The sequence below is a fragment of the Streptomyces sparsogenes subsp. cuspidosporus genome, from assembly GCF_039532705.1.
GTDB classification, from domain to species: domain Bacteria; phylum Actinomycetota; class Actinomycetes; order Streptomycetales; family Streptomycetaceae; genus Streptomyces; species Streptomyces sparsogenes.
On record NZ_BAAASD010000023.1, the window covers coordinates 93727 to 119661 of the forward strand.

23 protein-coding genes are annotated in these 25935 nt (G+C 73.0%); 16 read left to right on the forward strand and 7 right to left on the reverse strand.

Annotation, left to right across the window (positions count from 1 at the left end; all coding sequences use genetic code 11):
• The first annotated feature begins 40 nt into the window (after window positions 1-40).
• Window positions 41-1870 carry a phosphoenolpyruvate carboxykinase (GTP) gene (locus ABFY07_RS25060; RefSeq protein WP_174589044.1) on the forward strand — a complete coding sequence of 610 codons (1830 nt, stop codon included), beginning with the start codon at window positions 41-43 and terminating at the stop codon, window positions 1868-1870.
• 160 nt (window positions 1871-2030) lie between these two features.
• Here the strand turns inward: ABFY07_RS25060 and ABFY07_RS25065 are convergent, their stop codons facing one another.
• The 3 genes from ABFY07_RS25065 to ABFY07_RS25075 all read right to left on the reverse strand — a co-directional run bounded on the left by ABFY07_RS25065 (window position 2031) and on the right by ABFY07_RS25075 (window position 3879).
• Window positions 2031-2744 carry a M10 family metallopeptidase domain-containing protein gene (locus ABFY07_RS25065; RefSeq protein WP_346176643.1) on the reverse strand — a complete coding sequence of 238 codons (714 nt, stop codon included), beginning with the start codon at window positions 2742-2744 and terminating at the stop codon, window positions 2031-2033.
• Between the two features lie 175 nt (window positions 2745-2919).
• On the reverse strand, window positions 2920-3432 hold the full coding sequence (locus tag ABFY07_RS25070) for an O-acetyl-ADP-ribose deacetylase (RefSeq protein WP_346176644.1): 513 nt from the start codon (window positions 3430-3432) through the stop codon (window positions 2920-2922).
• A gap of 36 nt (window positions 3433-3468) precedes the next feature.
• Window positions 3469-3879 carry an SCO4983 family protein gene (locus ABFY07_RS25075; protein WP_346176645.1) on the reverse strand — a complete coding sequence of 137 codons (411 nt, stop codon included), beginning with the start codon at window positions 3877-3879 and terminating at the stop codon, window positions 3469-3471.
• Window positions 3880-4070: 191 nt separating this feature from the next.
• Here ABFY07_RS25075 and ABFY07_RS25080 point away from each other — a divergent pair, with 191 nt between their 5' ends.
• Window positions 4071-4214 (forward strand): hypothetical protein, encoded by a 144-nt coding sequence (locus ABFY07_RS25080; protein WP_428837000.1) that lies wholly within the window; start codon window positions 4071-4073, stop codon window positions 4212-4214.
• A gap of 31 nt (window positions 4215-4245) precedes the next feature.
• Entirely contained in the window at window positions 4246-4722 is a 477-nt protein-coding gene (locus ABFY07_RS25085; RefSeq protein WP_346176646.1) for a GNAT family N-acetyltransferase, read from the forward strand.
• Between the two features lie 105 nt (window positions 4723-4827).
• On the opposite strand, the gene ABFY07_RS25090 is transcribed toward ABFY07_RS25085, so the two are convergent.
• Window positions 4828-6039: a pyridoxal phosphate-dependent aminotransferase gene (locus ABFY07_RS25090; RefSeq protein ID WP_065963834.1), complete on the reverse strand. Its 1212-nt coding sequence runs from the start codon at window positions 6037-6039 to the stop codon at window positions 4828-4830.
• Window positions 6040-6271: 232 nt separating this feature from the next.
• On the opposite strand from ABFY07_RS25090, the gene ABFY07_RS25095 reads away from it, so the two are divergent.
• The 6 genes from ABFY07_RS25095 to ABFY07_RS25120 are packed head-to-tail and all read left to right on the forward strand — an operon-like array spanning window position 6272 to window position 14285.
• Window positions 6272-7888 carry an ABC transporter substrate-binding protein gene (locus ABFY07_RS25095; RefSeq protein WP_346176647.1) on the forward strand — a complete coding sequence of 539 codons (1617 nt, stop codon included), beginning with the start codon at window positions 6272-6274 and terminating at the stop codon, window positions 7886-7888.
• A gap of 5 nt (window positions 7889-7893) precedes the next feature.
• A complete protein-coding gene (locus tag ABFY07_RS25100) occupies window positions 7894-8853 on the forward strand; it encodes an ABC transporter permease (protein WP_346176648.1) in 960 nt (319 codons plus the stop codon).
• Entirely contained in the window at window positions 8850-9755 is a 906-nt protein-coding gene (locus ABFY07_RS25105) for an ABC transporter permease (protein WP_346176649.1), read from the forward strand. The genes ABFY07_RS25100 and ABFY07_RS25105 overlap by 4 nt, the downstream gene beginning before the upstream one ends.
• A complete protein-coding gene (locus tag ABFY07_RS25110; RefSeq protein ID WP_346176650.1) occupies window positions 9755-11608 on the forward strand; it encodes a dipeptide ABC transporter ATP-binding protein in 1854 nt (617 codons plus the stop codon). The genes ABFY07_RS25105 and ABFY07_RS25110 overlap by 1 nt, the downstream gene beginning before the upstream one ends.
• Window positions 11605-13614, forward strand: a complete 2010-nt coding sequence (locus tag ABFY07_RS25115; protein WP_346176651.1) for a CocE/NonD family hydrolase — start codon at window positions 11605-11607, stop codon at window positions 13612-13614. The genes ABFY07_RS25110 and ABFY07_RS25115 overlap by 4 nt, the downstream gene beginning before the upstream one ends.
• Window positions 13611-14285: a TetR/AcrR family transcriptional regulator gene (locus ABFY07_RS25120; RefSeq protein WP_346176652.1), complete on the forward strand. Its 675-nt coding sequence runs from the start codon at window positions 13611-13613 to the stop codon at window positions 14283-14285. The genes ABFY07_RS25115 and ABFY07_RS25120 overlap by 4 nt, the downstream gene beginning before the upstream one ends.
• Here ABFY07_RS25120 and ABFY07_RS25125 read toward each other — a convergent pair.
• Window positions 14243-15886, reverse strand: coding sequence for an N-acyl-D-amino-acid deacylase family protein (locus ABFY07_RS25125; RefSeq protein WP_346176653.1), 1644 nt, complete (start codon window positions 15884-15886; stop codon window positions 14243-14245). The two genes, ABFY07_RS25120 and ABFY07_RS25125, sit on opposite strands and share 43 nt — an antisense overlap.
• Before the next feature lie 61 nt (window positions 15887-15947).
• Window positions 15948-17291: an alanine racemase gene (locus ABFY07_RS25130; protein ID WP_346176654.1), complete on the reverse strand. Its 1344-nt coding sequence runs from the start codon at window positions 17289-17291 to the stop codon at window positions 15948-15950.
• Between the two features lie 141 nt (window positions 17292-17432).
• Here ABFY07_RS25130 and ABFY07_RS25135 point away from each other — a divergent pair, with 141 nt between their 5' ends.
• From ABFY07_RS25135 to ABFY07_RS25155, 5 genes are all read left to right on the forward strand, one after another.
• Window positions 17433-18530 (forward strand): sugar kinase, encoded by a 1098-nt coding sequence (locus ABFY07_RS25135; protein ID WP_346176655.1) that lies wholly within the window; start codon window positions 17433-17435, stop codon window positions 18528-18530.
• Window positions 18527-19357 carry an IclR family transcriptional regulator gene (locus ABFY07_RS25140; protein ID WP_346176656.1) on the forward strand — a complete coding sequence of 277 codons (831 nt, stop codon included), beginning with the start codon at window positions 18527-18529 and terminating at the stop codon, window positions 19355-19357. The genes ABFY07_RS25135 and ABFY07_RS25140 overlap by 4 nt, the downstream gene beginning before the upstream one ends.
• Window positions 19354-19767, forward strand: a complete 414-nt coding sequence (locus tag ABFY07_RS25145; RefSeq protein ID WP_065963845.1) for a RidA family protein — start codon at window positions 19354-19356, stop codon at window positions 19765-19767. The genes ABFY07_RS25140 and ABFY07_RS25145 overlap by 4 nt, the downstream gene beginning before the upstream one ends.
• Before the next feature lie 241 nt (window positions 19768-20008).
• Window positions 20009-21481: a GntP family permease gene (locus tag ABFY07_RS25150; RefSeq protein WP_346176657.1), complete on the forward strand. Its 1473-nt coding sequence runs from the start codon at window positions 20009-20011 to the stop codon at window positions 21479-21481.
• 43 nt (window positions 21482-21524) lie between these two features.
• On the forward strand, window positions 21525-21929 hold the full coding sequence (locus ABFY07_RS25155) for a RidA family protein (protein WP_346176658.1): 405 nt from the start codon (window positions 21525-21527) through the stop codon (window positions 21927-21929).
• Window positions 21930-22011: 82 nt separating this feature from the next.
• On the opposite strand, the gene ABFY07_RS25160 is transcribed toward ABFY07_RS25155, so the two are convergent.
• Complete coding sequence (locus ABFY07_RS25160) at window positions 22012-23358, reverse strand: M14 family metallopeptidase (RefSeq protein WP_346176659.1); 1347 nt, start codon at window positions 23356-23358, stop codon at window positions 22012-22014.
• 184 nt (window positions 23359-23542) lie between these two features.
• On the opposite strand from ABFY07_RS25160, the gene ABFY07_RS25165 reads away from it, so the two are divergent.
• Both ABFY07_RS25165 and ABFY07_RS25170 read left to right on the forward strand, forming a co-directional pair.
• The gene (locus ABFY07_RS25165) at window positions 23543-24385 is read left to right on the forward strand and encodes a S1 family peptidase (protein WP_346176660.1); all 843 of its coding nucleotides are present in this window, start codon (window positions 23543-23545) and stop codon (window positions 24383-24385) included.
• Window positions 24386-24581: 196 nt separating this feature from the next.
• Window positions 24582-25931, forward strand: coding sequence for an alpha/beta hydrolase family protein (locus ABFY07_RS25170; protein ID WP_346176661.1), 1350 nt, complete (start codon window positions 24582-24584; stop codon window positions 25929-25931).
• The last annotated feature ends 4 nt before the right edge of the window (window positions 25932-25935 follow it).

Genomic DNA, 25935 nt, shown 5'->3' on the forward strand with positions numbered 1-25935 from the left:
GTGACGCCGGACCGGTGCGGTCCGGCGGGATGGAGCGATCGTGGCCCCCAGCAATGTGGCTTCCTCAACCACCGCAGCCCCCACCAACCACCAGGAGCTGCTCTCCTGGGTCGGCGAGATCGCCGAGCTCACCCAGCCGGACAGGGTGGTGTGGTGCGACGGCTCGGAGGCGGAGTACGAGCGACTGTGCGCGGAGCTCGTGGAGAAGGGGACCTTCAAACGCCTCGATCCGATCAAGCGGCCCAACTCGTACTACGCGGCCTCGGACCCCTCCGACGTGGCGCGCGTCGAGGACCGCACCTTCATATGCTCCGAGCGCGAGGAGGACGCGGGCCCGACCAACCACTGGAAGTCCCCCGCCGAGATGCGGGAGATCTTCACGGGGGAGCAGGGCATCTTCCGGGGCTCGATGCGCGGCCGGACCATGTACGTGGTGCCCTTCTGCATGGGCCCGCTCGGCTCGCCGCTGTCCGCGATCGGCGTCGAGATCACCGACTCCGCGTACGTCGCCGTCTCCATGCGCACCATGACCCGCATGGGCCAGGACGTCCTCGACGTCCTCGGTGACCAGGGCTTCTTCGTCAAGGCCGTGCACACCCTCGGCGCCCCGCTGGAGCCCGGCCAGGCCGATGTGCCGTGGCCGTGCAACTCCACCAAGTACATCTCCCACTTCCCCGAGACCCGCGAGATCTGGTCGTACGGCTCCGGCTACGGCGGCAACGCGCTGCTCGGCAAGAAGTGCTACGCCCTGCGCATCGCCTCCGTGATGGCCCGTGACGAGGGCTGGCTCGCCGAGCACATGCTGATCCTCAAGCTCACCCCGCCGCGCGGCGAGGCCAAGTACGTGGCCGCGGCCTTCCCGAGCGCGTGCGGCAAGACCAACCTCGCCATGCTGGAGCCGACCATCCCCGGCTGGACGGTCGAGACCATCGGCGACGACATCGCCTGGATGCGCTTCGGCGAGGACGGCCGGCTCTACGCGATCAACCCCGAGGCCGGCTTCTTCGGCGTCGCCCCCGGCACCGGCGAGCACACCAACGCCAACGCCATGAAGACCCTGTGGGGCAACTCGGTCTTCACCAACGTCGCGCTCACCGACGACGGCGACGTGTGGTGGGAGGGCATGACCGAGGAGGCGCCCGCCCACCTGACCGACTGGAAGGGCAACGACTGGACCCCCGAGTCCGGCACCCCCGCCGCCCACCCCAACGCCCGCTTCACCGTGCCCGCCGGGCAGTGCCCGATCATCGCGCCGGAGTGGGAGGACCCCAAGGGCGTGCCGATCTCGGCCATCCTCTTCGGCGGCCGCCGCGCCAGCGCCGTACCGCTGGTCACCGAGTCCTTCGACTGGCAGCACGGCGTCTTCCTCGGCGCCAACGTGGCCAGCGAGAAGACCGCCGCGGCCGAGGGCAAGGTCGGTGAGCTGCGCCGCGACCCGTTCGCCATGCTGCCGTTCTGCGGCTACAACATGGGCGACTACATGGCCCACTGGGTGAAGATCGGCAAGACCGCCGACCAGGCCAAGCTGCCCAAGATCTACTACGTCAACTGGTTCCGCAAGGACGCCGACGGCCGGTTCGTGTGGCCGGGCTTCGGCGAGAACAGCCGCGTGCTCAAGTGGATCGTCGACCGCCTCGACGGCAAGGCCGACGGCGTCGAGACCCCGATCGGCGTGCTGCCGACCCGCGAGGCGCTGGACACCGAGGGCCTGGACATCGACGACGCCGACCTCGACCTGCTGCTGACCGTCGACAAGGAGGTGTGGCGCGAGGAGGCGGCCCTGGTCCCCGACCACCTGCGCACCTTCGGCGACCACACCCCGCAGGAGATGTGGGACGAGCACCGCGCGCTCGTCGAGCGCCTCGGCTGAGGCGACGTCACCGCCCCGGCGGCACCGGCCGGCGGGGCGGTGGCGTCCGGGCGCGTGCTGACTTCCCGGTGCGAAGGGGACAGCGACACGCCGTGGCGTCGGCGTGTCGCTGTCTCACCTCCACCGCGAACTCCGGTGTTCGCAGCCCCGGACCGTCGACTCAGGCGCCGTTGGAGACGAGCTTCCTGATTCCGCGCAGGTCGGCGGCCGTGAACTTGCCGCCGTTGCTGTTGAGGTACCCGCCGTTCGGCGAGGTCATGACCGGCCTGTTCTCGTTCGGGCTGAACTTGGACGGGTCCGGGTGGTCCAGGCCCATCATGTGGCCCAGCTCATGGGTGACCGCGTTGAGGGTCATCGCGTGGGCCTTGGTCTTGTTCGAGCCGAACCAGGTGTTCTCCTTGCCCGTGCTGGTCCAGTACTCGGTGTCCATCTCGACGTATCCGCCCCAGGCGGCGTTGGTCTTGGTGTTGTAGCAGGGAAGGGCGCGCGACATGCCCTTCTTGCCGTCCAGCGGCCGGTACTTCAGGTGGAACATGATGTGGTGCTGTGGCCCGGCGCAGTACTTCTTGTTCTGGTAGTTCGTCCCGCCCTCGATCGTGGTGGACAGCACGAACTTGATTCCCGCGTTCTTCACCTCCGGCATGGCGTTGAGCTGCTGGACCGGGACCTTCAGATACGAGGTGAGCCAGCTCCGCGACTTCTGCGTCACGAAGGAGAGGGTGTAGGTGCTGTTGTGCGTCAGATTCGTGATGAAGTACGGCGAGCCGGACTCCAGCTTCCAGCCCGTGCCCTCGTTCGCCGCGCTCGCGGTCGAGGCGGTGGCGAAGACCGTCGCGAGGGCGGCGGCCAGCGCGACTCCCCCGAGTTTCTTCATGTGCTGCTCCCCGTTGTGCGGAGGCCCGCCAGTGTGCCGGGCCGATCGGATCCTAATGGGGCCCATCGGCGCGGTGTCCGGTGGCCCGGTGTCCGATGGCGTGGCCACCTGCGGCGCGTAGGAGGCCAGACATCCTGATCCGGGACCCGGGGGAGCTGAAGTGGCGCCGGCGTCGTCAGCCGGCGTGCGCGGCGAACGCCTGGTACGCGGGCTCGTCGAAGAGCACGAACCGGACCTCCTCGACGCCCGTGTCCGTGGCCCGCACCGTCTCCACCGCGATGCGGGCGGCGTCCTCCATCGGCCACCGGTAGACGCCGGTGGAGACGGCGGGGAACGCGACCGTCCTCGCGCCGAGTTCGTCCGCGACCCTCAGCGCCTCGCGGTAGCAGGAGGCGAGCAGCTCCGAGCGGTCCTCGGTGGCGGACCACACCGGCCCCACGGTGTGGATGACCCACCGCGCGGGCAGCCGCCCCGCCGTGGTGGCCACGGCCTGCCCGGTCGGCAGCCCCTTGCCGTAGCGCGAGGCCCGCAGCGCGCGGCACGCCTCCAGGATCTCGGGCCCGCCCCGGCGGTGGATGGCACCGTCCACGCCTCCGCCGCCGAGGAGGGAGGAATTGGCGGCGTTGACGATGGCGTCGGCGTGCTGCTCGGTGATGTCGCCGCGGACGAGGGTGATCGAGGTGGTCATACGGCTCATCTTCGGCGAACTACCGGCGGCTGGGGTTCAGCCGCCGATGCCGAGCGCCGCCGCGTGGCTCTCCAGGCGCTCGGCCGCGAGCGCCGTGGCCGTCGCGTCGCCGCGGGAGGTGGCGACGACCAGGGCGCGGCCGGCCAGGGTGTGGGCGCGCTGGTGGAGGGCGGCGATGTGGGCGGGGGTGGCGGAGGTCGTGGTGGGGGCCGCGCGGAGGGGGGCGCGGCCGGCGCGGAGGCGGGTGACCCGGTCGGCGAGGCGCTGGGCGGCGTCGTCGAGGGTGGGGGCCGGGGCGAGGGCGCGCAGCTCGTCGGTGACGGTCAGCAGCGCGGTGAGGTGGCCCGCGAGCTGGATGTCCAGCTCCTCCTCGCGCGAGCGGTGGGGGACGCCGGGGCCGGGCTCCGTCATGGTGTGGACCGACTTGGTGCGGATCGGTTCGTACATGGATGGCCTCCAAGGGATCTCAGGAGGCCATCCTAACTTAGACGCTGTCTAAAGTTGAGCTCTCGCTAATACTCGCCACTTCCGCCCGGCGCGACGGCGACCGATTCGTTCAAGACGGCCTCCGCGGGCGCTCGATAGCGTCGCGGCCATGGAAGCCATCGCCCGGCGAGGTCGTGCACAACCCGATGCGGGTGATCGCCGACGACACCGGCGGGTGCGAGGTGCTCTTCACGCTGCGCCGGCAGCCGGACATGAGCGATGAGCGATTCCAGCGCGACGCCGATATGGTGGCCGGCGACCTCGCCGCGCTCAAGCGGGTGATGGAGCGCGCATAGCGACCGGCCGGAGGAAGGGGCGCTGCCCGGCGTGATCGAGTTACGGCTGCTGACGGCGGACGACTGGCCCGTCTGGCGGGAGCTGCGGCTCGCCGCGCTCGCGGACGCGCCGTACGCGTTCGGGTCCCGGCTCGCGGACTGGCAGGGGGAGGGCGACCGCGAGGAGCGGTGGCGCGCCCGGCTGGAGATCCCCGGTTCGTACAACGTGGTGGCCGTCCTCGACGGGAAGGCCGTCGGGATGGCCAGCGGGGTGCCCGGCCCGCGCGCCGGCGTCGTCGAACTCATCTCCCTGTGGGTCGGCGCGGACGCGCGCGGGCGCGGCGTCGCCGATCGGCTGGTGCGGGCCGTGGAGGAGTGGGGCCTGCGGGCCGGGGCCGAGGTGCTGCGGCTGGGTGTGGCGCCGGGCAACGCGCGCGCGATCGCGTTCTACCGGCGGGTCGGGTTGACCGAGGCCGGTGAGGAGGAGGGGGAAGTCGCCATGGAGAAGGCGCTGCGGCCCGCCGACTGACCTTTGTGGTGAGTATGAGACAGCGACACGCCGTGACGTCGGCGTGTCGCTGTCTCATACTCACCGCAAACGCACCGCCGGGCGAGCGGCGGCGGGGGTGGCGGGTCAGTGCTGGGCGTAGCCCTCCAGGAACTTCCCGATCCGCGTCACCGCGTCCGCCAGGTCCTTCTTCGCCGGGAGGGTCACGATCCGGAAGTGGTCGGGCTCCGGCCAGTTGAAGCCTGTGCCGTGCACGATCATGATCTTCTCGGAGCGCAGCAGGTCAAGGACCATCTGCCGGTCGTCCTTGATCTTGTAGACCGAGGGGTCGAGCCGGGGGAACGCGTACAGCGCGCCCTTGGGCTTGACGCAGGACACCCCGGGGATGCGGGTCAGCAGCTCGTACGCCGTGTCGCGCTGCTCCAGCAGCCGGCCGCCGGGCAGCACCAGGTCGTTGATGGACTGGCGGCCGCCGAGGGCCGCGGCCACCGCGTGCTGGGCGGGCATGTTGGCGCACAGCCGCATGTTGGCGAGGATCGTCAGGCCCTCCAGATAGCTGGAGGCGTGGGCCTTGGGGCCGCAGATCGCGAGCCAGCCGCTGCGGTAGCCCGCGACCCGGTAGGCCTTGGAGAGCCCGTTGAAGGTCAGGGTCAGCAGGTCGGGGGCGACGGCCGCGGTGGGGGTGTGGGTCGCGCCGTCGTAGAGGATCTTGTCGTAGATCTCGTCGGAGCAGACGACCAGGTTGTGGCGGCGGGCGATCTCGGTGAGGCCGCGCAGCATCTCCTCGTCGTACACCGCGCCCGTGGGGTTGTTGGGGTTGATGATGACGAGGGCCTTGGTGCGGTCGGTGACCTTGCGCTCGATGTCGGCCAGGTCGGGCAGCCAGTCGGACTGCTCGTCGCAGCGGTAGTGCACGGCGGTGCCGCCGGAGAGCGAGACCGCGGCGGTCCACAGCGGGTAGTCGGGGGAGGGGACCAGGACCTCGTCCCCGTCGTCGAGCAGGCCCTGCATCGCCATCTGGATCAGCTCGGAGACGCCGTTGCCCAGGTAGACGTCCTCGACGTCCAGGTCGATGCCCTTGGTCTGGTAGTGCTGCATCACCGCGCGCCGGGCGGACAGCAGCCCCTTGGCGTCGCCGTAGCCGTGGGCGCCGCCGAGGTTGCGCAGCATGTCCTCCAGGATCTCCGGCGGGCACTCGAAGCCGAAGGTCGCGGGGTTGCCGGTGTTGAGCTTGAGGATGCGGTGACCGGCAGCCTCCAGCCGCATCGCCTCCTCGAGTACCGGGCCCCGGATCTCGTAGCCGACGTTGGCGAGCTTCGCGGACTGGATCACCTGCATGTCGGCCACCTTACGGCGGCGCAACCGGGACCGCTCGGTGTTCTTCGCCACGTGGACGGTGTAAGGGGGCGTCTTTGGGCGGACGGGACATGTCCGCGCGCCGGGTAACGAGTCTGTTTCCGGGGTGAATTTCCGCGTCCGGAGGGTTGGCCCGGGCGGGGCGGCTGGCTATCGTTCACGCACTTCAACGAATCGTTCCGCTGAACGAATAGCGGAGAAGGGTGGCCGGCCCATGCCCGACACCTCACCCCGACACGCCCCGGGGGCGGCGGCGATACCGCGCCGGTCGGTGCTCGCCGCCGCGGCCGCGGGCGGCGCCGCGCTCGGCGCGTCATGGCTGCTCACCGGCTGCTCCGGCGCGGCCTCCGCCTCCCCCGCCGACGCCCTCCCCAGCGGCGCCCCCGCCGGCCGCCCCGACCGCGGCGGCACCCTGCGCATCGCCCGGCCGCCCGCCTCCGACGCCGAGACCCTCGACCCGGCGAGCTCCCTGTCCGCGTACGAATACCTGGGCGCCCTCTACAACCGGCTGGTGCGGATCGGCCCCGACGGCACCCTCGCCCCCGACCTCGCCGAGTCCTGGGAGCCCGACAAGGAGGCCCGCACCTGGACCTTCCGGCTGCGCCGCGGCGTCACCTTCCACGACGGCCGCGCCTTCACCTCCGCCGACGCCGCCTACACCCTGCGCCACATCCTGGACCCGAAGACCGGCTCCCCGCAGGCCGGCGTGCTCGCCCCGCTGGTGGACCCCAAGCGGCTGCGCACCCCGGACGCGCACACCCTGGTCGTCCCGCTGAAGAGCCCGAACGCCGAGTTCCCGAGCCTGCTGACCAACTACAACTGCTACGTCGTCCCCGACGGCAGCGCCGCCTCCATCGGCCGCACCGGCATCGGCACCGGCCCCTTCAAGCTGGTCTCCTTCACCGCCGCCGGGCCCGGCCGGATCGCCGCGTACGAGGACCACTGGGCCGGCCGCCCCGTCCTGGACGCGATCGACTTCTACTCCGTCGCCGACATGCAGGCCCGCTCCAACGCCCTGCTGGCCGGCCAGGTCGATCTGCTCTCCCAGACCAACCTGGACTTCGCCACCGCCCGCGTGGTCGCCAACTCCGACCGCGCCACCCTCGCCCGGGTCAGGAACGCCCAGTGGTACGTGCTGCCGATGCTCACCACCGAGAAGCCCTTCACGGACGTGCGGGTGCGGCAGGCCATGAAGCTCGCCTACGACCCCGAGCACGTGCTGAAGGTCGCCCTCCAGGGCGCGGGCACCGCCGGCTGGGACAACCCCGTGCCGCCCGGCACCCCGGGACACCTCGCCGCCCACCCGGCGCACGACCCCGACAAGGCCCGCCACCTGCTGAAGCGCGCGGGGTACGAGCGGCTCGCGGTCGACCTCTACACCTCCGCCTACGACCCGATCTTCACGCCGATGGCCCTCGCCTACCAGGAGTCCGCCCGGCGGGCCGGCATCCGGATCCGGGTCAGGACGGCGGCCGCCGACTCGTACTACACCCAGATCTGGATGAAGAAGCCGCTGATGGCCACCTACTGGTACACCGGCCGCCCCGTCGACCAGCTCCTCAACCAGGTCTTCCGGGGCGGCTCCTCGTACAACGAGACCGCCTGGGCGGACAAGGACTTCGACGCCCTGCTGGACCGGGCCCGCCGGGAGACCGACGACGGGCGGCGCCGCGAGCTCTACCAGCAGGCGCAGAGCGCGGTGGTCGAGCGGGGCGGGGCGATCACCCCCATGTTCGCCGACCGGCTCGTCGGCATTTCCCGCAAGGTGCGCGGCTACGCCGAGCACGGCTTCGAGTTCGACTACCTCGGCATCGGGCTGAAGGGGGCGTGAGGGGCGTGCTCTCCTTCCTGCTGCGCCGCGTCGTGGCCGCCCTCGGCACGCTGGTGCTCTCCTCCGTCCTGGTCTTCCTGGCCGTCCAGGCCCTGCCCGGCGATGTCGCCACCCAGGTGCTCGGCAAGGACGCCACCCCCTCGGCCGTCGCCGCGCTGCGCGACAGGCTCCACCTCGACCGGCCCGCCTGGGAGCGCTACGCCGAGTGGGTGAACGGCGCACTCCACGGCGACTTCGGCACCTCCCTGGTGAGCGGCAAGCCGGTGGGCGGCGAGGTCGGCCAGTACCTCGGCAACTCCGCGCTGATCGCCCTCGTCACCGTCCTGTTCGCGGTCACCGGCTCGCTCGTGCTGGGCGTCCTCGCCGGCCTCTACCGCGACCGCTGGCCCGACCACCTCATCTCCACCGTCAGCCTGATCGGGATGAGCGTCCCCGAGTTCGTGGTGGCCACCGTGCTGGTGCTGCTCTTCTCCATCGCCGTGCCCGTCCTGCCCGCCGTCGTGCTCTACGGGCCCGAGGCGACCGTCGGCCAACTGCTCCCCGCCGTCTGGCTGCCCGCCGCCTCGCTCGCGATCGTCATGGCCGCGTACATCGTGCGGATGGCCCGTACCTCGGTCATCGACGTCATGGCCGGCGAGTACGTCACCACCGCCCGGCTCAAGGGCCTGTCCACCTGGCGCGTGGTCACCCGCCACGCCCTGCCCAGCGCCCTGCTGCCCACCCTCCACGTCATCGCGCTCAACGTGGCGTGGCTGGTCGGCGGCGTGGCCGTCGTCGAGAACGTCTTCAACTACCCCGGCATCGGCAAGCTGATGCTCTCCTCCGTGCAGAACCGCGACCTGCCCGTCATCCAGGCCATCGCGCTGATCAGCGCCGTCGTCTACGTCTGCTGCAACCTGGCCGCCGACCTCGGCGCCATGGCCCTCAACCCCAAGCTCAGGACCCGAGGAGGGCGGACCCGATGAGCACCCTGGAGATCCCCGACGCTGCCGTTCCGGTCGAACCGCCCGCCGTCCGGCCGGGCTTCGCCGCCCGCACCTGGCGCACCGTACGCTCCTCCCGCGCCGCGACCATCGGCCTCGCCATCGTCGCCGTGCACGTCCTGATCGCGCTGCTCGCACCCGTGCTCACCCCGTACGCGCCCACCGTCGGCGACGCCTCCCACGCCCTGCTCGGCCCCGGCGCCGACCACTGGGCCGGCACCGACAGCTACGGCCGCGACGTGCTGGCCCGCGTGCTGTACGGCGGGCGGTACGCGCTCGGCGTCTCGGTCGCCGCCACCGTGCTGACCCTCGCGCTGGGCACCGTGCTCGGCTGCGCGGCCGCGCTGCGCGGCGGCTGGCTGGACGACGTGCTGATGCGGGTCCTGGACGCCGTGCTGGCCGTCCCCTCGATCCTCGCCCTGCTGGTCGTCGTCACCGCGCTCGGCACCGGGCCCGCGGTCATCGTGCTCGCCGTCGCCGTCGTCTACGTCCCGCAGGTCGTGCGGGTCGTGCGCGGCGCCGCGCTGGCCGTCGTGCCCGCCGACTACGTCACCGCCGCCCGCGCCCGCGGCGAGGGCACCTGGTCGATCCTGCGGCGCGAGGTGCTGCCCAACATCACCGACGTGGTGTGCGTGGAGTTCGCGATGCGCGCCTCGTGGGTGGTGCTGCTGATCAGCTCCCTGTCGTTCCTCGGCTTCGGCGCCAACCCGCCCACCCCCGACTGGGGGCTGATGGTCGCCGAGAACCGCACCGCCATCACCGTCGTGCCCATGGCGAGCCTGGCGCCCATCATCGCCCTGGCCACGCTCGTGGTCGGGCTCAACCTCGCGGCCGACGGCCTGTCCAAGGCGTGGGGCGTGGACCGGATCCGGGAGGGCTCCTGATGACCGCCATCGTCTCCGTGGCGGGGCTGTCCGTCGCCTACCGCTCCGGCGGCCGGGACGTGCCCGTCGTCCACGAGGTCGGCTTCGAGCTGCGCCCCGGCCACACCCTCGCCCTGGTCGGCGAGTCCGGCAGCGGCAAGTCGACCGTCGCCGCGACCCTGCTCGGGCATCTGCGGCACGGCTCGCGGATCACCGCGGGCACCGTGCGCGTCGACGGCGCGGACGTCTTCGCGCTGCCGCCCCGGGAGCTGCGGCGGCTGCGCGGCGGCACGGTCGCCATGGTCGCGCAGAACGCCGGACACGCGCTCACCCCCTCCATGCGGGTCGGGCGGCAGATCGCCGAGGCGCTGCGCGGCGACGCGGCGGCCGGCCCCGCCGCCGTCACCGACCTCCTCGACCAGGTGCGCCTGCCGCGCCCCGCCGAACTCGCCCGCCGCTACCCGCACGAGCTCTCCGGCGGACAGCAGCAGCGTGTCGCCATCGCCATGGCCATCGCCGCCCGCCCCAAGGTCCTCGTCCTCGACGAGCCCACCACCGGCCTCGACGTCATCACCCAGCGCGGCGTCCTGGACCTGCTCGCCGCGCTGCGCGAGGAACTCGGCCTGGCCGCCGTCCTGGTCAGCCACGACCTGGGCGTCGTCGCCCACATGGCCGACGAGGTCACCGTGTTGCGCGCCGGGCGGGTCGTCGAGACGGCCCCCACCCGCCGCCTGTTCACCGCGCCCGCCCACCCCTACACCCGGCGGCTGCTGGCCAGCGTGCCCCGGCTGTCCGACGCCGGGCTCGCCGTCGTCGCCGACGACGGCAGCCGCGAGATCCGGCCCAGGGCCCAGGTGCCCGCCGACGCCCCCGAGGCCGTCGCCGTCCGCGACGTCACCATCGACTACGGGGCCAGCCGCGCCGTCCACGGCGTGTCGTTCCGGGTGCGGCGCGGCGAGGTGCTGGCGCTGGTCGGCGAGTCGGGCAGCGGCAAGTCCACGCTCGCCTGGTCGCTGGCGGGCCTCCGGGCGCCCTCGGGCGGCACGATGACCGCGACCGGCGCCGAGGGGGGTTCCGGCGGGGGCGCCGGGGCCGACGGCGACCTGGCCCGCCCGGCGCGCAAGCGGCCGCTCGCCCTGCGCCGGAAGGTCCAGCTCGTCTTCCAGAACGCCGACACCTCCCTCAACCCCCGGCGTTCGGTGGGCGACGCGGTACGGCGGCCCCTGCGCTTCTTCGGCACGGCCGGCTCCCGCACCGAGGCCGCCGCCCGCGCCCGGCGGCTCATCGCCGACGTACGCCTCGACCCGGCCTTCGCCGACCGGCTGCCCGCCCAGCTCTCGGGCGGGCAGCGGCAGCGGATCGGGATCGCCCGGGCGCTGGCCGGCGAACCGGACGTGCTCATCGCCGACGAGATCACCACCGCCCTCGACGTCTCCGTCCAGGCCGAGGTGCTGCGCCTGCTGGACGACCTGCGCCGGGAACGTGAGCTGGCCTGCCTGTTCATCAGCCACGACCTGGCCGTGGTGCGCGGCATCGCCGACCGGGTCGTGGTGCTGCGGCACGGCGTGGTGGTCGAGGAGGGCCCCACCGAGGCGGTCTTCGCGGCCCCCGGCCACCCGTACACCCGGCGGCTCATGGCCGCCGCGCTGGAGCCCGACCCGGATCCCGCCCCCGACCCGGATCCCGCCCCCGACCCGGATCCCGGCCCCGACGCGGACCCCGGTCCCGGCACGGACGCCGAACCCGACCCTGAGCCGTCCGAGGCGGCCGACGACTGGCAGGACGCGGCCGAGCCGCATGACACCTGGACCGACCTGGGCGGCGGCCACCGCGTCCGCCGCTGGAGCCCACGAGTGAGGAGCGTCAACCCGTGAGGTACCGCGAGCGGTTCGACCGCGAGGTGCGGGTGGAGGACGTCTGGATCCCCACCCGCGACGGGACCCGGCTGCACGCGCGGATCTGGCGCCCCGCCGACGCCACCGCCGACCCCGTGCCCGCCCTGCTGGAGTACCTGCCGTACCGCAAGGGCGACTGGACCGCCCCGCGCGACGCCCAGCGCCACCCCTGGTACGCCGGGCACGGCTACGCCTCCGTACGGGTCGATCTGCGCGGCAGCGGGGACTCCGAGGGCGTGATGCTCGACGAGTACACCGAGACCGAACTCGCCGACGGCGTCGACGTCGTGGAGTGGCTGGCCGCCCAGCCGTGGTGCACGGGCAAGGTCGGCATGTTCGGCATCTCCTGGGGCGGGTTCAACTCCCTCCAGATCGCCGCCCTGCGCCCCGAGCCGCTGAAGGCGATCGTCACCGTCTGCTCCACCGACGACCGCTACGACAACGACGTCCACTACACCGGCGGCGCCGTCCTCGGCATCGACATGCTCGCCTGGGCCGGCACCATGCTCGCCTTCACCGCCCGCCCGCCGGACCCGGCCACCGTGGGCGAGGACCGCTGGCTGCCCATGTGGCGGGAGCGGCTCGGGGCGCTGGAGCCGTATCTGCACACCTGGCTCGCCCACCAGGAGCGGGACGACTACTGGCGGCACGGCAGCGTGTGCGAGGACTACGGCGCCATCGACGCCGCGGTCCTCGCGGTCGGCGGCTGGGCCGACCCGTACCGGGACACCGTGCTGCGGCTGGTCGAGCACCTCGACGCGCCCGTACGGGGGCTGATCGGGCCCTGGTCCCACCAGTACCCCGACCGGGGCCTGCCGCCGGGCCCCTCGATCGGCTTCCTCCAGGAGACGCTGCGCTGGTGGGACCACTGGCTCAAGGGCGTCGACACCGGGGTCATGAAGGACCCCGCCCTGCGCTCCTGGATCAACGACCCCGTGCCGCCCGCGACCCACTACTCCACCATGCCCGGCCGCTGGGTCGCCGACGACGCCTGGCCCTCCCCGGCCGTGACCTGGGACGAGCGGCCCCTGGGCGGCCCCGGCGCGGGGCCCGCGGTGGTCCGCTCCCCGCTGCACACCGGCGTCGACGCGGGCCGCTTCTTCCCCTTCGGCAACGCCACCGACCTGCCGCCCGACCAGCGTGAGGAGGACGGCCGCTCGGTCTGCTTCGACTCCGCGCCGCTGACCGGGCGCGTGGAGATCCTGGGCCGCCCCCGGGTACGGCTGCGCCTGGACAGCGCCACCCCCCGGGCGCACGTCATCGCGCGCGTCTGCGACGTCGCCCCCGACGGCTCCTCCACGCTGGTCAGCCGGGGCGTGCTCAACCTGCTGTCCCGGCACGGCCGGGACCGGGCCGTGGAGTGGCGGCCCGGCACGTACGAGGACGTCGAGGTCGAACTGACCGCCACCGGCTACGCCTTCCCGCCCGGCCACCGCGTCCGCGTCGCCCTGTCCGACCAGTACTGGCCGTGGGTGTGGCCGCACGGCGAGCGCGGCGCCCTGACCGTCCTGCCCGCCGACAGCGCCCTGCTGCTGCCCGTACGGGACCCCGGCGCCGACGCCGGCCGCCCGCCGGTCGCCTTCGAGGAGCCGGAACAGGCCCCGCCGCTCCCCGTGATCAGCGAGCCGCCCGCCAGGCCCCGGCCCGAACGGATCGTGCGGCACGACGTGGCCACGGGCGAGTGGACCCTGGAGGTGGACCCCAACTACGGCGGCTCCCGCACCTACCCGGACGGCCTGCGCTACGAGGAGAGCGCCCTGGAGACGTACCGGATCCGCGGCACCGACCCGCTGTCGGCCGTGGCAAGCTCCCAGTGGACCATCCGGCTGCGGCGCGGCGACTGGGACGCCACCGTGGTGACCACCACCGAACTCCGCGCCATCGCCACGGAGTTCATCATGGACAGCGGCCTCGAAGCACGGGCGAACGGAGAGACAGTGGCCAAGCGCACCTGGCACCACACCACCCCCAGGACCTCGGCATGACGACGTCCGTGCCCGACCGGCCCGACCGACCCGGCCGCCGGCCCAAGGCGCCCCGCCGGGCCGTCGCAGCCTCCGAACGCACCCGGCAGCCCACCGAGGTGCGCCGCCGGCTGATCGTGGAGGCCGCCGTCCCGCTCATCGTCGAACGCGGCTCGGCGGCGGTCGGCGTGCGCGACGTGGCGGCCGCGGCGGGCGTCTCGGTCGGCACCGTCACCTACCACTTCGACAGCGTCCAGGAAGTCCTCTCCGAGGCGATGGTGCTGCACATCGAGCGCTACTACGCGGCGCTCAGCGAGGCCGCCGACCGGGCCACCAGCGGCGCCGAGGGCCTGCGGCTGCTCATCGACGCCCTGTTCACCGACGACACCGACCGGCACTGGCGCATGTGGTTCGACTACTGGCACGCGGGCGACCGCGACCAGGCCTTCGCCCGCGGCCAGGCCGAGCGCTACGCCAGCTGGCACGGCGAGATCCGCTCCCTCGTCGAACGCGGCGTCGCCGAGGGCGACTTCCGCACCGTCGACCCGGCCGACTTCGCCGTCCGCTTCGCCGCCCTCGCCGACGGCCTGGCCCTGCAACGGCTGCGCCAGGCCCCGCCGCTGACCACCGAGGCCGCCCGCGCCCACCTCTACCGGCTGGTGGAGGTGGAGCTGGCGGCGGCGGCGGGCTGACGCCGCACCGAGCGCCCCGCCAGGACGTCCGTGCGCCGCCCGTCCTCGATGACGAAACGGCCGTCGATCAGGACGTGCGGGATCCCCGTCGGCAGGGTGCGCGGGGCCTCGAAGGTGGAGCCCGCGGCGACCGTGTCCGGGTCGAAGAGGACCAGGTCGGCGCGGTATCCCTCGCGGACCAGGCCCCGGTCGGGGAGGCGGAGTCGGGCCGCGGGCCGGGCGGTGAGGTGGGCCACGCACTCCTCCAGCGACAGCACGCCCAGCTCGCGGACGTAGCGGCCCAGGTAGTGGGGGAAGGTCCCGTACGCGCGCGGGTGCGGCTTGGCGCCCTGGAGGAGGCCGTCGCTGCCGCCGGTGTGCACCGGGTGCTTCATGATCGCCCGCACGTTGTCCTCGTGCCCCACGTGCTGGAGGATCGTCGAGCCGAGCCGGTCCTCCAGCAGCAGCCGGCGCGCGGTGTCCCACGGTGCCTCGCCGCGCTCGCGCGCCGACCGGGCGACCGTCTTGCCGACGTACGGGGCCAGGGCCGGATCGGCGACCCCGGAGATCTCGATGGTGTCCCACTCGATGGGCACGCCATGGCAGCCGTCCGCGCTCTCCACCTCCATGACGTGCCGGATCCGCTCGGCGGTCGGCTCGTCCCGCAGCCGCTCCAGGACGGCATCGGGCCCGCCCTCGGCGGCCCAGCTCGGCAGCATCGCGGCGAGCGTGGTGGAGCCGGGGAGATAGGGGTAGGTGTCCAGGGTGATGTCGGCGCCCTCCGCCAGCGCCCGGTCGAGCAGCGCCAGCAGCTCGGCCGCCCGGCCCTTGTTCACGCCGAAGTTCATGGTCGCGTGCGCCAGGTGCAGCGCGCAGCCCGCCTCACGGGCGAGGGCCACCATCTCCTCGTACGCCCGGAGGGCGCCCGCGCCGTACGAGCGGTGGTGCGGGCAGTAGTAGCCGCCGTACGCCGCGACGACGCGGCACAGCTCGGTCAGCTCGGCGTCGGACGCGTACATCCCGGGCGTGTACGTCAGCCCCGACGACAGCCCCACCGCCCCCTCCTCGAGACCCTCCGCGACCAGCCGCTTCATCCGCTCGACCTCGTCCGGGGCGGCCTCCCGGTCCGCCCAGCCGACCGCGAGCATGCGGACGGTGCCCTGGGGGATCAGATACGCGGCGTTGACCGCGATGCCCTGCCCGTCGAAGCCGTGGTCGAGGCGGTCCAGATACCCGCCCACGCTGCGCCAGTCGAAGTCGATGTCGGAGCCGTCGCCGTTCCAGCCGGTGATGGCCGTGCGGACCTCGGCGAGGGTGCGGTCGTCGACGGGCGCGTACGACAGCCCGTCCTGGCCGATCACCTCCAGGGTCACCCCCTGCGCGACCTTGGCCGAGTGGTCGGGGTCGCGCAGCAGGGCGAGGTCGCTGTGCGCGTGCATGTCGATGAACCCGGGCGCCAGCGCGAGCCCGTCGGCCTCCACCACCCGCCGTCCCGCCGGCCGCGCGCCGGCCCCCTCCGGCACGATGGCGGCGATCCGCCCGCCGTCGATGCCGACGTCCGCGCGGTAGCGGTCGCCGCCGCTGCCGTCGACGACCCGCGCGTCGCGGATGACCAGGTCCATGTGCGCTGCCTCTCGCTCAGTGGTCTCAGAAGCCTCGGTGGTCTCAGAAGCCTCAGTGGTCTCAGAAGAACGTGCGGATGTAGTCCGTGACCGTGCCGTCCGCCTCGGCCACGGGGATCAGCTGCCACTTGTCGAAGCTCGTGCACGGGTGGGACAGGCCGAGGCCCACCCAGTCGCCGACCTCCAGGCGCGTGCCCTCCTCGACCGCGAGCCAGGCGTGCTGGTCGGACAGCCCGGTGACGGTGAGTCCGGTGGCGGGGCGCTCGGTGCCGTCGAGGGAGCGGATGACCTGCGCCTCGGGGAGGTCGAGGTCGTACGCCGCGTCGCGCTTGCCCGCGTTGAGGAACGCCTGGCCCGGTTCGGGGCGGGAGACGACCTGGGCCCACAGGCGGAAGGCGGGGCGCAGGGTGCCCTCCTGGGGGACGCGGTTGAAGGGGGTGACCTGGCGGTAGCGGCCGTCGTCGTGGGACACGTACGCGCCGGAGCGCAGCAGCTTCAGCACCGGGCCGGACAGCTCGGGCAGCTCTGCGAAGACGTCCGCGACCGCGTCGAACCACGCGCTGCCGCCCGCGCTGACCACGATCTCGTCCGCCTCCGCGAACCGGCCCTCCCGGTCGAAGGCGACGGCCAGCGCGGTGAGCCGGCGCAGCCACGCCCGGACCCGCTCGCCGTCCGGCTCCGGCACCTCGCCCTCGTAGCCGGCGACGCCGACGAGGCGCAGGGTCCCGGTGGCCGCGACCGCGTCGGCGACGGCCGCGCAGTCGGCTTCCGTGCGGGCGCCGGTCCGCGCGCCGGGCCCGGCGCCGAGTTCGACGACCACGTCGACCGGGCGGCGGGCGCCCGCCTCCCGCAGGGCCGCGTCCATCAGCTCGACGCCGCGCGGGGAGTCGACGTACGCGATGAAGCGGAAGCCGGGGTCGGCGTCCAACTCCCCGGCGAGCCAGTGGAGGGCGGCGGCGTCCACGACCTCGTTGGCCAGGAAGATCCGCTGGATGCCGAAGGCGCGGTACAGGCGCACCTGGGTGGGCACGGCGGCGGTGATGCCCCAGGCGCCACGGTCGAGTTGGCGCTCGAAGAGCTGGGGGGCGAGGGAGGTCTTGCCGTGCGGGGCGAAGGCCAGGCCGTGGGCGGCGGCGTAGCGCTCCAGGGCGGCGAGGTTGTGCTCCAGGGCCTCGGCGGACAGCACCAGCACGGGGGTGGTGAACCCGCCGGTGAACAGGGAGCGGCGCTCGGCCGCCAGCTCGCCGACCGTACGGCCTTCGGCGCTCGGGGGCAGGCCCTTGAAGCGGTGGTCGACGCGCTCGCGGGCGAGGCGGGCGACGGGGGAGTCGGGCGTGGCGGGCGTGCCGGCGGCGGGGTCGGCGGCCGTTTCGGCGGGGCGGTCGGCGGCGGAGTCGGCGGCCATGGAGCCTCCCAATGAGCATCGGGGTTGCAACATGTGCAACGTTCATTGCGTATAACGCTTAGCGCTGTCTAACATCCCGCCAAGCACCCGGTCAACGGTGTGCGCCACACCCCCGACGCCCCAGCGAGGAGCGAGTACGTCGTGTCCGCAGCCCCCCATGCCGACGACGCCCGTGACGTCGACGTCGTGTGCCTCGGCGAGTCGATGGTCACCTTCGTGCCCTCCTGCCCCGGCCGCCTCGCCGACGTACCGGCGTTCTCTCGCGGGATCGGCGGCGCGGAGTCCAACGTCGCGTGCACGCTCGCGCGGGTCGGACACACCGCCCGGTGGATCAGCCGGGTCGGCGCGGACGGCTTCGGCGACCACCTCGTCGCGGAGATCGCCGCCGCCGGCGTGGACGTCTCGTACGTGCGGCGCGACCCGGACCGCCCCACCGGCGTCTACTTCCGTACGGCGGGGGAGCGGGCGCTCGGCGAGACGGACGGAGGGGACGGCAGGGGTGAAGGGGGCGGAGAGGAGCTGTCCGAGGTCGTCTACTACCGGGCCGGGTCCGCCGCCGCGGCCATGTCCCCGGACCTGGTGCCCCGGGAACAGACCTGGTCGGGCCGCGTCCTCCACCTCACCGGGATCACCGCCGCCCTCTCCGACGGCTGCCGCGCCCTGCTGCGGGAGCTCACCGCCCGCGCGCCCGGCCGTCCCCTCGTCTCGTTCGACGTCAACTACCGCACCGCCCTGTGGCGCGGCGGCGGCGCGGGGCGCCTGCTGGACCTCGCCCGCGGCTGCGACCTGGTCTTCGTCGGCGAGGACGAGGCCGGGGCCGCCTGGGGGCTGCACGGCGCGGCGGCGATCCGGGCGGCCCTGCCCGAGCCCGAGGTGCTGGTCGTGAAGCAGGGGAGCGCGGGTGCCACCGCGTACGCCCGGCGGTCCGCCGGCGGCGACGAGGTCACCTGCGAACCGGCCCCCCGGGTCGAGGTGGTCGCGGCCGTGGGCGCGGGGGACGCCTTCGCCGCCGGGTTCCTGTCCGGCACCCTGCGCGGCCTGCCCGTCGCGGAGCGGCTGCGCCACGGCCACCTGATGGCGGCCGCCGCCCTCACCGTCCCCGGCGACCTGGGCGCCCCGCCCGCGCGCGAGCACGCCGACGGGCTGGTCGCGCTCGACGCCGGGGCGTGGGGCACACTGCGACTCGCCCCCGGCTGGACGGACGCCGGACCCGTGAGCGCGGAGGTAGCCACCCCATGAGCCAGACCGTCGACCGAGCGCTGACCATCCTGCCGCTGCTGGCGGAGGGCCCGGCCAACCTGGAGCAGGTGGCCACCCGGCTGGGCGTGCACAAGACGACCGCGCTGCGGCTGCTGCGCACCCTGCACGAGCACGGCATGGTCTACCGCCAGCAGGACCAGCGCTACCGGCTCGGGGCGCGCCTCTTCGCGCTCGCGCAGCAGGCCGTGGAGAACCTGGACGTGCGCGAGATCGCCCACCCGTATCTCGTCGAGCTCAACGAGCGCTGCGGGCACACCGTCCACCTCGCCGTGTACGAGGAGAACGAGGTGCTCTACATCGACAAGGTGGAGAGCCGCTACCCGGTCCGGATGTACTCGCGGATCGGCAAACCCGTGGCGATCACCGTGGCCGCGGTCGCCAAGGTGCTGCTGGCCGACCTGCCGGAGGCGGAGCGGCGGGCGGTCGCCGAGAAGCTGCGCTACCCCGCCTACACCCCGCGCTCCACCCCGAACGCCGCCGCCTTCCTCAAGGAGCTGGCGACCGTGCGGGAGCAGGGCTGGGCCACCGACCTCGGCGGCCACGAGGAGTCGATCAACTGCGTCGGGGCACCCATCCGGGGAGCGGACGGGCGGGTGGTCGCGGCCTGTTCGGTCTCCGCGCCGAACGTCGTGGTCAGCGCCGGGGAACTCCTCGCGCTGCTGCCCGAGGTGCGGCGCACGGCGGACGCGATCAGCCACGAGTACTCCGGTGGCGGCCCGCTCGGCGAACGGGCCGCCACCGCACCGGACCCCGTCGAACCCCATCCCGAACCAACCGACAGCCGAACCGAGGAAAGCACCCCATGAGCGAGAAGCTTCAGAAGACCGCGATCACCCCGGACACCCACACCACGCCGCCCGCCAAGTTCTCGCACGGCGTCAGGAAGGGCAACATCCTCCAGGTCGCCGGGCAGGTCGGCTTCGGCCCCGCGGTCCCGGGCCAGGCGCCCGCCCCCGTCGGGCCCGGCCTGCGCGAGCAGACGCTCCAGACGCTGCGCAATGTGCAGGCCGTCCTGGAGAAGGGCGGGGCGAGCTGGGAGGACGTGGTGATGGTGCGCGTCTACCTCACCGACACCGGCCACTTCGCCGAGTTCAACGAGATCTACAACGAGTTCTTCGCGGACCTGAAGGAGGCCCCGGCGGCCCGGACCACCGTCTACGTCGGCCTTCCGGCCGGGCTGCTGGTCGAGATCGACGCGCTCGCCGTCCTCGGCTGACGCCCCCGGCGCGCGCCACACCTCGTACGGCGCCGGGCGCGCCGTACGAGCCGCGGCGGGCGGGACACCCCCGACCCGCCCGCCGCACCCCACCCTCCCCTTCCCCTCCCCTCCCCTCCCTCGCCCCTCCGCACAGTCGTCGGACACAGCGCTCTGAACCCCCGCCGCCATCCCCGTTCCCCCCGCGCACGCGGCCCCCCGCCGTGCGGCGCCACCCCCTACCCGGAAACCGGAGTTCCCCATGCTGCTCGCGGCCGCCCCCGCTGCCGAGACCCCACCCCACACCGGTGGTCTCCTCGCGATCATCGACGGCACCGCCGGTCTGCTGACCGTCGCCGCCCTCGGGATCGCGCTGCTGCTCTTCCTCATCATCAAGGCGCGGCTCCAGCCCTTCGTGGCCCTGCTGGCCGTGTCCATCGCGGTGGGCCTGGCCGCCGGCCTGTCGGTCACCGAACTCTTCGGCACGGTCCAGCGGTCCGACGCCGTCTCGCTCATCGAGTCCGGCATGGGCGGCATCCTCGGCCACATAGCCATCATCATCGGCCTGGGCACCATGCTCGGCGCGATCCTCGAAGTCTCCGGCGGCGCCGAGGCGTTGAGCTCCCGGCTGCTCGGCCTCTTCGGCGAGAAGCGCGCCCCGCTCGCGATGGGCCTGACCGGTCTGATCTTCGGCATACCCGTCTTCTTCGACGTCGGCATCTTCGTCCTGGCGCCGATCGTCTACGCGGCGGCCAAGCGCAGCGGCAAGTCGATCGTGCTGTACGCGATGCCGCTGCTGGCCGGCCTGTCCATGACCCACGCCTTCCTGCCCCCGCACCCCGGCCCGGTGGCCGCGGCCGGACTGCTCCACGTCGACCTGGGCTGGGTCATCCTGATGGGCATCCTCGTCGGCGTCCCCTCCGTGCTCGCCGCCTGGGCGTACGCCGCGTGGATCGGCAACCGCCTCTTCGTCCCCGTCCCGCAGGACATGGTCGAGGCGGCCGAGGAGGCCAAGCAGGCCGTCGCCGCCGAACAGCGCGCGGCGGGCACCACCCCGGCGGAGCGGCCGGTGCCGGTCGGCACCGTCCTCGCCATCATCGGCACCCCGCTGGTCCTCATCCTCTGCGCGACGTTCTCCTCCATCGCCCTGGACCCCAGCACCGGCCGCTCGGTGATCGAGTTCTTCGGCCACCCCTTCGTGGCACTGACCATCGCCCTGCTGCTCGCCTACTACCTGCTGGGCATCCGCCGCGGCTGGTCCCGCAAGTCCCTGGAGACCGTCTCCACCGCCTCCCTCAAGCCGATCGGCAACATCCTGCTGGTCGTCGGCGCGGGCGGGGTCTTCGGCGCCGTCCTCAAGGGCAGCGGGGTGGCCCAGGCCCTCGCCGACGCCTTCGACAGCGCGGGCCTTCCGGTCATCCTGCTGGCCTGGCTGATCTCGGTGGTGCTGCGCGTCGCACAGGGCTCGGCGACGGTCGCGATCGTCACCACGGCGGGCATCGTCTCCCCGATGCTGACCGAGGGCCACTACTCGCAGGCCCACCTGGCGCTCGTCATCATGGCCATCTCGGCGGGCTCGATCTTCGCCTCGCACGTCAACGACGGCGGCTTCTGGATGGTCGCCAAGTACTTCGGCATCTCGGAGCGCGACACGCTCAAGTCATGGACGGTGCTGGAGTCGGTGCTGTCGGTGGCGGGTTTCGTGGTCGCGGGGCTGCTGAGCCTGGTGATCTAGTACCGGCGGAACAAGCGGGCCGGCGTGCGACATTGGAACAGGCATGACCAATGATCAGCGTACGATCACCAACCCGCCGGCCCTCCACGACCCGACACCGTTCGGCTACAGTCACGCCGTCTCGGCACCTGGTGAACTCGTCTTCATCGGCGGCCAGTACGCCTCCGACGCCACCGGCGCTCCCGTCCCCGGTGACTTCGCCACCCAGGTGGACCTGGCCTTCGACCGGCTGCGGTCGGCGCTGGAGGGGGTCGGCCTCCGGTACGAGCACGTGGTCCGCCTCGGCACCTTCATCGTCGACCACGACCTCGAGAAGCTGGAGATCCTCGGCAAGGCGCTGCACGCCCGCTTCGGCGACAGGCTGCCGGCCCAGACACTGAGCGGTGTGGCCTCGCTCGCGCTGCCGGGGATGCTGTTCGAGGTGGACGCGGTGGCGGTGCGGCCGTAGGCGCACCGTCCGCGGGCGGCCGTCCCGGCGGATTCCCCGCCGGGACGGCCGCCCGCGTCGTGTCATGCCGTACGGCCCCGGCTCAGGAGCAGTACTGCGCCTGCTTGCCGATGGAGCGGTACATGCAGTCCGCGTTCTCCAGGAGTTGGAGCACCGCGTCGCGGTTACGGGCGGTCTCCCGCTCGATCACCTCGTCGGGCGGGTAGAAGCCGCCCGCGCCGCTGGAGGTCGGGTACATCTCGAAGGTGTACGCGAAGACCTTCTGGGCGCCCCACAGCCAGTCGTCGATCGCCCCGTCCGTGATGTAGAGGTCGCTCGACTGCTCGGGGGTGTAGCCGTTGCTCGCGGCCATCTTCTTGCCGACCGCGGCGAAGGCGTCGTAGTCGTCCCGCGTCATGCCGGTGGTGGTTTCGTTGTACGTCCAGCCGAACGGCCACAGCACCAGCTCGCTGTAGGTGTGGAAGTCGATGGCCGCCTTGATCTGCTGCTTGCCGCCGACGACCCGGCTGCGCGCGAAGTCCGCGACGACCTTGACCTCGGGGGCGGACTCGGCTCTGGGGCCGCGGTAGGTCTCCGAGCCGGTGGAGCCGGAGGAGCCGCCGCAGCAGCCCCACTTGTAGTCCCAGTTGCGGTTGAGGTCGGTGCCGACGTTGGAGGAGCCGGAGTTGGGCTGGCGGTTCTTGCGCCAGCTCCGGTAGGAGCCGGTGGCGATGTCGTACTCGCCGCCGTCCGGGTTCACGTCCGGGATGATCCAGATCTCCCGGCTGTTGACCAGGCCGGTGACCCGGGAGTCGCTGCCGTAGCCCTGGGTGAACTCGCGCACCAGGTAGAGGGCCATCTCGACGGTGAGGTGCTCGCGGGCGTGCTGGTGGGCGGTGAAGAGCACCTCGGGCTCGGACTCGTCGGTGGCCACGTTGTCGCTGATCTTGAGCGCCACGATGTCGCGGCCCTCGTACGACTTGCCGATGACCCGCTTGCTCAGGATGTTCGGGTACTTGGCGACCGCGTTGTTGATCTCGGTCGTGGCCTCGGCGTAGTTGTGGTACTTCGAGTCCGCGGAGGGGAAGTCGAAGGGCCGCACGGCCCGGCCGCCGGTGCGGGCCGGCGGGGTGGCCAGGGGGCTGAGCCGGTAGCCGAGGGAGCGCAGCTTGCGGGCCTGAGCCGCGTCGGCGGTGACCACGACGGAGCGGGCGTCCACCTCGTCGATCGACACGCCGGTGGCGGCGACGGCGCCGCGCTGGGCCGGGGTGGCGGGGCCCGCGATCTCGTACTGCCGCACGCTCTCGTCGGCCGAGGTGCCGGCCGAGGAGGCGGCCGCCCGGGACGCGGAGCCCGAGCCGTCGGCCTGGGCCGCGACGGGCGCCGCGAGGGCGAGGGTCAGCAGGGCGGTGAGGGCGGTGGCCCGTCTGCCGCGGATGCGAAGTCGCATGAAATCTCCTGTGGGGTGGTGAGAGGCGAGCGACTGCTGCGCCAGTGTTCGGCCATGCGCATGACACGGTCAAGGGTGGGAAATGGTCGAAGCCGAAGGAACATTCGAAAGGCTCCGGTCCGGGCCGCCTCCGACGCGATCCGTCGCGATCCGGTGCGGAGCCTCGTCAAGTGAGGGGAACCACATGCGCAGACCTCTCATCGGCGCCCTCTCGGCGCTGCTGCTCGGCGGCGCGGGACTCGCCACCGCGGGTGTCGCCCCGGCCGCGGCCGCCACCGACACGCCCAAGGCCAAGGCCGTCGACTTCGCGGGCACCGTGGCGCTGAGCAACTGCTCCGGCTCGGTGGTGCGGATGCCGAACTCGGCCGACAGCGACCTCGCGTTCGTGCTCTCCAACGGCCACTGCCTGGAGTCCGGTATGCCGTCCGCCGGACAGGTGATCGTCGACAGGGCGTCCACCCGGAGCTTCACCCTGCTGAACAGCTCGGGCAGCGGCGTGGCCACGCTCCGCGCCACCAAGATCGCGTACGCGACGATGACCGACACCGATGTGTCGCTGTACCAGCTCAGCTCGACGTACGCCCAGATCCAGCAGAGGTACGGCATCAAGGCGCTGCCGCTCGCGGACACCCACCCGGTCCAGGGCACTGCGATCAATGTGGTCTCCGGCTACTGGAAGAAGATCTACTCCTGCAATATCGACGGATTCGTCTACCGTCTTAAAGAGGATGAATGGACCTGGAAGGATTCGGTCCGCTATACCTCCGCGTGTAACACGATCGGGGGAACCTCGGGCTCGCCCGTCGTGGACTCCGCCACCGGCAAGGTCGTCGCCATCAACAACACGGGCAACGAGGACGGCGGGCGGTGCACCCTCAACAACCCGTGCGAGGTGGACGCCAACGGGACGGTGACGGTGCGCCAGGGCATCAACTACGCCCAGCAGACCTACTCCATCACCAAGTGCGTGGCCGCGGGCAACAAGATCAACCTGAGCCTGGCGGGGTGTGAGCTGCCCAAGCCGTGACCCGTACGCCGTAACACCTGAGCCCCTCCGCGCCCGGACCCCGGTCCGCCCCGGCCAGGCCACAGGCTTTCCCGAGGCCGGACCGGGGGCCGGGCGCAGCATGAACCCGGGGGCCGGCACCAGTGTGCGAAGGGTGCGCCCCACGCGAGGCTGAGGTCCTCATCGTTGATCACCGAGGAACAGAAACGGGGACCTCATGCTCAACTCGCCACGCCGCACCCGACCGGGTCGTGCCCAGGCCGGGCCGGGGCCGAGGACCGGCGCCCGGGCGGCGGCGCTGTGCGCCGCGCTGCTGCTGGCCGGATCCGCCGCCCCGGCCCTCGCCGCTGCCCCCGGTACTCCCGGCGGTACGGCGGCCACCGGAGCCCAGGCCACCGCGGCGTCGGCCCCCGGCGGCACGGCGGCCGACGCCGCGCGCTCCGGCCGGGGCGCCCTGGTGTCCCACACGCTGCTCTACACGCTGGAGAAGCCCGGCGACGTCGCCACCTGGCTGACCGACGCCGAGTTCGACCCCGGCACCGTCCGGTACGGCGTCGACGCGTACCGGCTGGTCTACCGCACGGTCGACCCACACGGCCGCCCCACCACCGCCAGCGGCCTGCTGGTCCTGCCGCGCGGCCACGAGGGCCGGCTGCGCCCGGTGTCGTTCACCCACGGCACCGGCGTCCACAAGGACGACTCGCCGTCCATGAAGACGGGCGGCTTCCTGCCCGCGCCGCCGGTCACCTACGCCTCCGCCGGATACGCCGCCGTCGCCCCCGACTACCTGGGCATGGGCCTCGGCCCCGGCCCGCACCCCTGGATGGACGTCCCCTCCGAGACCACCGCGTCCCTGGACATGCTGCGCGCCGCCCGCGCCTTCGTGTCCGGCACCGGCCGCACCCTGGACCGGGACGTGGCGGTCACCGGCTTCTCCCAGGGCGCCTCGGCCGCCCTGGGGCTCGCCCGGGCCCTGGAGTCCGGCGAGGACCGCCGGTTCCGGCTGGGCGCGCTGGCCCCGGTCAGCGGGGCGTACGACTTCGGCGGCGCCGAGCTGCCCGCGCTGCTCGCCGGTGAGCTCGAACCCAAGTCGAGCGTCCTGTACGCGGCCTACACCCTGATCGCCTTCAACCGGCTGCACCACCTCTACGACAGCCCCGAGGAGGTGTTCCAGGCCCCGTACGCCGACACGATCGAGGCGCTGTTCGACGGTACCCACACCGGCCCGGAGCTGATGGCGGGCACCCCCGCCACCGTCGGCGAGCTGCTCACCGGCCCCGGCCGCGAACTGCTCTCCGACCCCACCGGTCCGATGGCCGCCGCCCTGCGCACCACCGACGACGTGTGCGACTGGGCGCCCCGGGCCCCGGTCCGCCTCTACCTGGCGCGCGACGACGAGCAGGCGACCGTCGCCACCACCGCCCACTGCCGGGCGGCGTTCGCCCGCCACGGCGTGGCCGCGCCCATCGTCGACCTCGGCGCGGTCGACTACCACGGCTCCCGCCACCTGGGCTCCAACGTCCGGGCCACCACGGCCGTCGTGCGCTGGCTGGACAGCCTGCGGTAGCCGG